The organism is Microcoleus sp. Pol10D4, assembly GCF_036701555.1.
Lineage (GTDB): Bacteria > Cyanobacteriota > Cyanobacteriia > Cyanobacteriales > Microcoleaceae > Microcoleus.
This window is the reverse complement of the sequence record NZ_JAUBRA010000125.1, coordinates 1-8,346: the sequence shown is the minus strand read 5'-3', so window position 1 is coordinate 8,346 and position 8,346 is coordinate 1. Positions and strand designations below refer to the sequence as shown.

General features: G+C 44.2%; 5 protein-coding genes. 1 reads left to right on the top strand and 4 read right to left on the bottom strand.

The features are described 5' to 3' along the window. Positions 1 to 89: 89 nt before the first annotated feature. The 4 genes from QUA36_RS30230 to QUA36_RS30215 form a co-directional block, all read right to left on the bottom strand. On the bottom strand, positions 90 to 1,208 hold the full coding sequence (locus QUA36_RS30230) for a hypothetical protein (protein ID WP_333460043.1): 1,119 nt from the start codon (positions 1,206 to 1,208) through the stop codon (positions 90 to 92). Between the two features lie 310 nt (positions 1,209 to 1,518). Beyond that, positions 1,519 to 1,710, bottom strand: a complete 192-nt coding sequence (locus QUA36_RS30225) for a hypothetical protein (RefSeq protein ID WP_333460042.1) — start codon at positions 1,708 to 1,710, stop codon at positions 1,519 to 1,521. Between the two features lie 293 nt (positions 1,711 to 2,003). Continuing rightward, positions 2,004 to 5,852, bottom strand: a complete 3,849-nt coding sequence (locus QUA36_RS30220) for a hypothetical protein (protein ID WP_333460041.1) — start codon at positions 5,850 to 5,852, stop codon at positions 2,004 to 2,006. Positions 5,853 to 6,000: 148 nt separating this feature from the next. Further along, positions 6,001 to 6,558: a hypothetical protein gene (locus tag QUA36_RS30215; protein ID WP_333460040.1), complete on the bottom strand. Its 558-nt coding sequence runs from the start codon at positions 6,556 to 6,558 to the stop codon at positions 6,001 to 6,003. A gap of 446 nt (positions 6,559 to 7,004) precedes the next feature. Between QUA36_RS30215 and QUA36_RS30210 the strand changes: the two genes are divergently transcribed. Beyond that, on the top strand, positions 7,005 to 8,297 hold the full coding sequence (locus tag QUA36_RS30210) for an NB-ARC domain-containing protein (RefSeq protein WP_333460039.1): 1,293 nt from the start codon (positions 7,005 to 7,007) through the stop codon (positions 8,295 to 8,297). Positions 8,298 to 8,346: the final 49 nt, after the last annotated feature.

The following is an 8,346-nucleotide window of genomic DNA, read 5'->3' as shown; positions in this document are numbered from 1 at the left end:
ATGAGGACGACCCGACATTGTAATACTATCCTTTACTTTTTACACAAGTCTATCACATCTTTAAAAAAATGGTATAAAACTTAAACACCTTACTCTCTTTGAGGATTATTAGCTGCTTGACGATTATTATCTACATGGTTATCATCTAGTTTTTTACCTGCAACTTTTTCAATGAATTCATAAGTCTTATCAGACAAAAGGCCGGCTGCAAAGGCTAATAATATCAAAGTCTCTCGCCGCACTTGGTTAATGTTTGAAGTAGAGACAAACGAGTGAAGCGAAATATTAACAATAAAAACAGCAATAGCAAGGGTCATTCCCAAGGGAGGTCTATAAAAATATTCATACAAATCAACCTTAATGGAAGGATCAATATGCCTTCTGACAAGATATATCCAACTGCCAAAACCGCCCAAGATAAGCAGCAGGATAAACAGATCCAAAAAACTAATTTGTGATTTTCTTGCAGTGGCCGAAGCCTGCCTTGCCTTTACCCATAAAATTGCTTCTACGGGCAGATCGATTTCTTGTTCCTGAAATTTTTGGAATTTTTGAGAGCCTGTCTCCACGTTTGTGGCACGGAACTTTAAAGGTATAATATTATTATTTATCTTGAAATTACTACTAACAGAAACTTCAGGAGAGAAGTCAGCAATTGCTTCAAGTCGTTTGGCAACAATATCAAATAGAGCATTATACTCATTAGAATTTGGAGCACCCCTGTTGTCTCCGTTTGCTTGATCAATTTCGTCAGCATCTCTCCAATTAACGCTTACTTGCAGCCGATCCAGCACTATAGAGATAGGGGGAATAAAAGTTTGATTTCTTCCAGGATACGTCTTCTTGATATAGTCGTTCAACATAGCAGAAACGTCACTTGAAGTTATATTTGTGGGACTTGTTAGTGGGCTTGGGCTTGAAGTTGGCCCCGTGATGCCTAAAGCACTCGATTTGTTGCTAGAAGCAACTACTTCAGCAATTTCCAAAATGATAGTGGATGCTTTTCCACTTACTGCTTGCATACCAATCACCGCTAACAAAATAGCCCACACTAGCAGACAGGTATTTGAAATAATTGCATTTGTTTTTGAAATTTTTATTATTGATGATGAAGGCTGCTCTTTTATCGGTGTACTATTTGATGTATTTGATGAATTATTTTCTGTTTCTATGATAGGAGTCTTTAGGAAATCATTTGTGTTTGACATATTCGTATTATTTTTTAAAATAGACCTTTAAATAATGAATGTAGTGAGTTAAGAGTTTTGTAAATGTTCAATTTCAGAATATTGAATCCAATTTATAGTGAGGATGATCATCCTTGCAATTAAAGAGCGATCACCTCACCTAGTGTAGGAAATCGATTCTTCCTACTACGCTTGTTCTTTAACCATTCCAGCTAATGCGATCGCCCTATTCACGCTCTTCAATCGGCTCATGTTGACTGAAGTAGGTTGTGAAGTTGGGCGATCGCACTTAATGCTCAAAAGCAGTTTACTTACTTTGTAGTAACTTTCCCTAACCCATCAAAGCTGGACGTTCCACATAGGTGACCCGATGCAAAATCCGCCAAGTCTTATTGGGTGAACCAGTCGCAGTTTGACGCAAGGCACGAGCTTCTGCATCATTACTAGCTAACCATTCGGGATCTACCACATAGGCAAAGAAATCATTGAAGTTGTTGGTGCTACCTTCGAGGTAAAAGCTCATAAAGGGATAGAGATCGCCTCTCTATAGTAGACCTCTTGCAAAATAATTTTGTGCTATTGTGGAAAGTTTAGGCAATTTTATAATCTAGCAGGCTCGGCAAGTTTAAGGAGATGCCAATCAACCCAATAATTCAAAGTTTTACCTAAACTTGAGCAGACTCTTAAGGATAACACATATTTTTTTTGAAAGAGGTCTAGTAGGAAAGTGATCGCACTTTCTGCCACCCCTGCGCTCGCCCTTTCCATTAAAAAGAGATCGCCTTCCTAAAGTAGGAAAGCGATCGCCCCTTTCCACTAGGCAGGTAAGAGTTTTTTGGCGAGTTCGAGTGCAGCTTGTTGTGGACTCATAAAATTGAAACTTAAGGCAAGATGCTGCGATTGTCCTTTCATAAACACGACCTCAATTGCCATCAGGACACTACCGCCTTGCGTCGCTTCGAGTGTCCCTTCAAACTGAGCAGACTTAACATCCAGCAGTCCCCCTAAGCCGACATCAGCAATAAATTGACCCACATCTGCCATTGCTCCGACAGACTTCTTGATGCCTTCTAAGGTGAGAATTGCAAGGTTCAACGCACCCTGCGCCGTTTCACGAGCGGTAAACAAACCCAATATCCGGGGGTCAGCGTCGATAGGGACGTTTTTAGCTGCCTGCTCCATGCCCCGCAGTGTCAGCTTGGCTGCTTCTAGGACACCATTCGCGGTTCCACGAGCAGTATAGAGTCCAAGCATACGAGGATCGGCATCAATGGGGAAAGATTGGGCACCTGCTTCCAGACCGCGCACAGTTTGCTTAGCCACTTCTAATACACCGTTAGCAGTAGCTTTGGCAGCTTCAATGCCACCAATTTTGGTATAAAGAGCCCCAATTTCAGAGCCTTTCGCCGTGGCATAAGCTGAAAATTCTGCCCAACGGTAGGATTTCTCGTACCAGCGCGACTGATCAAACCAGCGCTTTTTATTGTCAATATCACTCTTAAGCTGTGCAATTTTGCTTTTGGTGCTATCGATTTCCTGTTGTAGCTTATTGACTTGACTTTGGGCTTGGCTGAGCGCAGCCTGAGCATCGCGTAAGCGACTGGTATCGCGCTCACGCTCACCCTCGATAGTCTTTTTCATGTTGTCAATATCACGATTCAGCTTATTGACTTCATCCTGGGCTTTGCTGACTGCAGCCTGAGCGTCGCGTAACCGGCGGATATCACGCTCTCGTTCACCCTCAATAGTCTGGCGCGTTTCCGCAATTGTATTGTTCAGCTTATTAACTTCATCTTGGGCTTTGCGTACATCGTTTTGGGCTTCGGTCAGTTCGCGAGTAGCACTATCAGCAGCCGATTTAATCGCAGCAGTAGCTTTCTCCCGCAGGTAAGACAGCAGATCGTTTTTCATGGATGCCTTAACCGACATACTGCCGCCACTCTTGAAGTCTTCGCCCTTAACCTCCAGGGTGGCCTCGAACAGATTAAAGATTTTTCCTGAACTAAAGAAGTAAAATCCGTTATCTGAGAATTGCACCTGAGTTTCGCTAACCAATCCCAAAAGCTCAACAACACCAGAGATATCAATGGTAGGAGATACCATTGGGTTGGGTGACAGTTTGAAGTAAAGGGAGGGATTGGGTTTTCCACCAGAGCCTTTCAGTTTAAAGACACCGCCCATGTCAATCGGCTCAACTTCGGCTTTTAGCTCCGTGCCTTCGAGGTAGTCAATGGAGAGGGAAGCAGTCGCCCGTAGTCCCCAAAGATTGAGGGTACCACCCAGGTAAAAGCCCTGGTCAAAGGTCAACTCACCAATACTCGTGGGCTGGGGTACGATATAGATGTTAACATTCTCGAAGCCAATGTTTAGAACTGTGTTCGCTAAAGAGGAGGGAATAGCCCGTGCCACAGATGCACCGCAGAAGGTACTGATCACGTCCATCAGGTAGAGGCGGTTAAAGGCGATCGCCAACATACTGCGGCTAGGCATGGCAGAGTCAAACTTCACTGCAACAGCACCCTGAAAGCTCCCCACTTGCAAAGTGCCAGCAATACCGATAGTCGGTAACGGGGGCGGGAAGCTTACCCCTAAATCGAGGGCAATATTGGCGATTGTTACTCCTTTCGTGTCAAAGGGTTCGTTCCAAATGCCTAACATTGATGCCTGTAAAAGAGCGGAACGGGGCTGCACCTGCATTCCCCCAACAAATGCTAGAGTACTTTTATTCAAAATGGCAGTGACAGTACCTAATAGCGTCAGCGAAAAATTGGTGGGTGCAGGTTGGAGTCGGAACTTGATATCCCCGAAGGCAACGCCATCCGACAGTTTAAACTCACCGTCAATTTGTGCTTCCAGCAAGATATCAGAGGGGCTGCCACCGATCGCCGTATAGACTCGCAGCCGCTCAATTCCTAATAGAGCGTCTACCCCGATCCCTCGCATATCTAGATTTGCGATGAAATTAAGCCCGCGACTCACCGTTAGATCAGATCCGGCTTCCGCCAAGCTGGTTAGAACTAGCGCTCGGTCATCGGCGGACGATAACACCATAGCCGTATCTGAAAACTTGAGCCCATCCAGCACTTTCAATTCATCAGCAATCGTGGAGAACTTCCAAGAGGTTGGCGGCAAAAAGCCCACAATAAATCCCCAGTCGCTAGCAATTTTCTTGACCAAAAGTTCTACGATTCCCAGTGGAGAATCGGCTTTCAAGGAGAAAAACTTACTCTTGGGAGCAATAGTAATTGCAACATTTTTGAAATCAACGTCTTGGACACTTGCAGGCAGAGGCATATCTCGTAGCAGGCTACTACCGCAGAGTTCCTGCACAATGGATGACAACTTAAGGGCAGGTACCTGGGCTTTTAACACAAACTCACCGGGGAACGAATAATCGCTGCGGAAGGAAGTCCCGGCCACTTGAAGTTCGCAACCCATGATCCCTTTGATTGCTTTTTTGCCGTTTTCAGTGAGCGTCCGATTTAGGATGAGACTGATGTCGTCAAGTTGTAAACCATCGATTCCTACAGGAATTTCCCAGGAGTCCATCGCGGCGGCGTTGACTGTAAACTCCCCTGTTTTGGGTGTGAGGGACAGATTAAAATCAGTCAAATCCAGATTGGGTACTTCACTAGGGAGATCAACTAAACTTCCCATCAGTTTATCCACTACAGATGTGAGGGAAATGCGTTGTCCCGGTGTAATCTCCCCAGAAAAGACGATCGCACGGTCACTACCATAATCACTGGTAAGAAGGAGTTGAGTCCCATCAATATTGATCGTGCTATTCAACTGTGCGGTAACTAATTCTCCAGTGGAATTAATCTGTCCCTTGATCGAAGTTAGAGCCAAGGTGGTACCGCCTAAATCAATTTCCCAGTCATTCGCCAGTGTAAAGGCAGCACTGTAAGTTTTGGCTTTCGGGTGAGTTTCGAGCTGTAAAGTTTGAAGTTGACTGCTGGGTAGTTCTGAAGGATCGAGTGGTAAAGCTACCAATAAATCGGCAACAGTAAGCTGGCTTCCGGCTTTGATACCTCCTTTAATAATCACTTCCGGCAGGAGGTTGCAGGTCATATCCAGCTCACCTGTCCCTAAAGTCATCGAGCCTTTGGTCGTTATCTGAGTCACCTTTTGGTCAAACAATTGAAATCCCAGCTCAATTTGATCCAGCACCGGTAGGCTAAGTCCTACGGATTTTAAACTATCCGTGAGGCTGCCGATGCCAATTTGGGCTGCGAGTTCAGTTAGCTGTGGCATTTGCTGTGATGTGACCGTGAGCAGTAGAGTGCCACTATTTGGATCTGATAACGATCCTTGTACCGTAAGGCTACGATCAGCGGTCAACTTAAAGGTTCCTTCTAAATCCAAAGTTGCGCCAAAGTTTTCTTCTTCTCCCTGATTCAGAGTCAACAGAATTTTGGCTAACTCCAGGCTGCCTGCTCCACCGCCAGCGATAGGGTAAACAAGGGGTTTGGTCATCGCCACTTGCAAAGAATCCTTATCCGGCTGAGAGATGTGAACGTTGCCCAGGTTGATCCCGGTATCTCCCATGAGACCATCGAGGAATTCAAGAATGGCTGGGGAGTCAATAGAAATTCCTTCTAAAGGATTAACTTTTTGGGAAAGATTGGACTCAATTTTATCTTTAATCTGGCTCAGGAGCATCTTTAATCTGTCCTTAACTAAGGGGTTTAATTCATCTCAATCAGGAATATACTTAGAGGCGAATACAAAAATTACTTCATCAACTAAGAGGTATCACTGACCTTTTCTTCTCCAGTGTTCAATTCTTGAGTAACAGTATGAAAAATTGTTACAGGGTCTTGGCACTGTTTTCAGTGGCAGCTTTTAGCTCCACTTGAGCGGTCTGTAGAGCTAATTCAGCCTCGACCAATCGGGGATCTAACTCGATGGGATTGTCATAAACTCTATTGACAAAAGCTGCAAGCTGAACCTTACTTTTCTCTAAGTTCATTATTGCCACCAGTTTTTCTGCTTCAAGTTGGCTAATTTTGACTTCGCCTTCGCTAATCGCTTGACTGCGCCATTTGATTTCGATGTCTAACTTGTTGCGTTCTTGTGATTTCTCTATTTGGGCAACGCTGTGATACCAGGATTTCCATTCGTCAATTTCCTGCTTACGTTTTTTACACTCTTGTTTTTCTTTGTCAATTTTTTTCTGTACTTTATCAAGTTGCATCTCTGCTTTGATAATCTCAGACCTGATTGCGTCTTCTGAACTTGGTGGATTCGCTCTTTCAGTTTCGATTTGCATTCTTAATTCTGAGAACACACGAGCCAAAAAAACTATTTTGGACTGAGCCTCCCGTACTCGTTCTGTGGGGGAGAGAGAATATTTTTGTTGAGTCATAATTATTGATTGCGACGTTTTCCTAAGTTCTCAATCAGGACTAATACCCATAAGCCATCGAAATTGAGGATCTGAATTGGCAACTTTAGGCTTTTAATCAGCCACTTATTGAAAGTAGTTTTGCATAGCAAAGCTACAGTCCTGGAACCGGCTACCAGTATTGCTAAAGTTGTGTAAATGCTTCCTGATTAGCCCAGTCAACCTGTTGATTAGTTGTCCTACAAGCACTTGATTTTCATCTAGAGCGTCTCAAGGATTGAAAGCTGCAAAATTATCTGCATTACGTCTGATCGCAGCTTCGCTAGATTCACCCATGCTTTGAAACCCCTGACAATTAATAATCTATAAAAACTTCCCGATGCTGTCTATACAGGAAAGTATGGACTTGTCAAGTAGGGAAAGTATGATTTAAGGTAGAGGCAGTTTTATACATAGCGAGAAAATAGATGGAATTTGAGCAGGCATTGGAGATTGTCAACCATGCGATCGCCCGCAAAATCGCTAGAACGCTCACTGAGGTTGAAGTTGCTCTTTTGTTCGGTGCCTGGAATAACTTGACCTACGATCGCATCGCCGAGCGATCGGGCTACTCCATCAACTATCTCCAACGGGACATTGGCCCCAAATTCTGGAAGCTTCTCAGTGATGCTTTGGGCCGCAAAGTCAACAAAACCAATCTGCGCGGCATTCTCACTCACTTTGATACCCCGATCGCCACTCCCAAACCTCAAGTCCAACGTTCAATTGATTGGGGCGAGGCGATCGATGTTTCCACCTTCCAAGGTCGAGCCGAAGAGATTGAAACCCTTACTCAGTGGATAATTCAAGATCGCTGCCGACTCATTGCCCTCGTGGGAATGGGTGGTATCGGTAAAAGTACCTTAGCGGCTAAAGTCGCTCAACTCTTACAAGAACAATTTCAATTTGTAATTTGGCGATCGCTGCGTAACGCCCCTCTTTTAGATACGTTGTTGTCCGAACTGGTGCCTTTCCTTTCTAACCAGCAAGATATCCAAGCTAAACCGGAACGGCTGCTGTACTGGCTGCAAACCCATCGCTGTTTGGTGATTTTGGATAATCAAGAAACGATTTTACAAGCAGGCAATTGCGCCGGATACTACCAGCCAGATTTCACAGACTATGGTGAATTATTTCAATTACTCGGAGAAGCCAGTCATCAGAGTTGTATTTTACTCACCAGTCGTGAGAAATCCTCAAAAGTCGCCATATTAGAAGATTTAAACGGAGCAGTGCGATCGCTTTCTGTGCAAGGTTGCAGAGAAACATCCCTGGCATTCATTGACTCCCAGCAACTCGTGGGAACCGATGCGGAAAAACGCCAACTTTGTGAATTGTATTGTTGCAATCCGCTGGTAGTAAAAATAGTTTCTGCCTCTATTCAGAGTTTGTTTGATGGAGATATTGCCACATTTTTGCAAGAAAAGACACTGGTATTTAATGGCATCCGCCGCTTGTTAGCTCGGCAATTTGAGCGATTGTCGCCCGTAGAAAAAACCATCATGTATTTGTTGGCGATTAATCGAGAATCTACAACCATTGCTCAACTGCAAGCCCACATTGTACCGGCAATTTCACGGGCGACCCTATTAGAGTCCCTAGAATCCTTAACGTGGCGCAGCTTAATCGAAAAGCGATCGGGTGAATATACCCAACAGCCCGTCGTTATGGAATATGTCACAGACTGTTTAATCAGGGTAAACGCATCTAAATTAATTTGACAAACACCTAAATTTGTGCATTACTAAATAACTAAAAAAACTTTTAAAA

Excerpts from the sequence above, each read along its gene's own strand:
- QUA36_RS30230 (WP_333460043.1), bottom strand. The coding sequence starts at position 1,208 with ATGTCAAACACAAATGATTTCCTAAAGACTCCTATCATAGAAACAGAA.
- QUA36_RS30225 (WP_333460042.1), bottom strand. The coding sequence starts at position 1,710 with ATGAGCTTTTACCTCGAAGGTAGCACCAACAACTTCAATGATTTCTTT.
- QUA36_RS30220 (WP_333460041.1), bottom strand. The coding sequence starts at position 5,852 with ATGCTCCTGAGCCAGATTAAAGATAAAATTGAGTCCAATCTTTCCCAA.
- QUA36_RS30215 (WP_333460040.1), bottom strand. The coding sequence starts at position 6,558 with ATGACTCAACAAAAATATTCTCTCTCCCCCACAGAACGAGTACGGGAG.
- QUA36_RS30210 (WP_333460039.1), top strand. The coding sequence starts at position 7,005 with ATGGAATTTGAGCAGGCATTGGAGATTGTCAACCATGCGATCGCCCGC.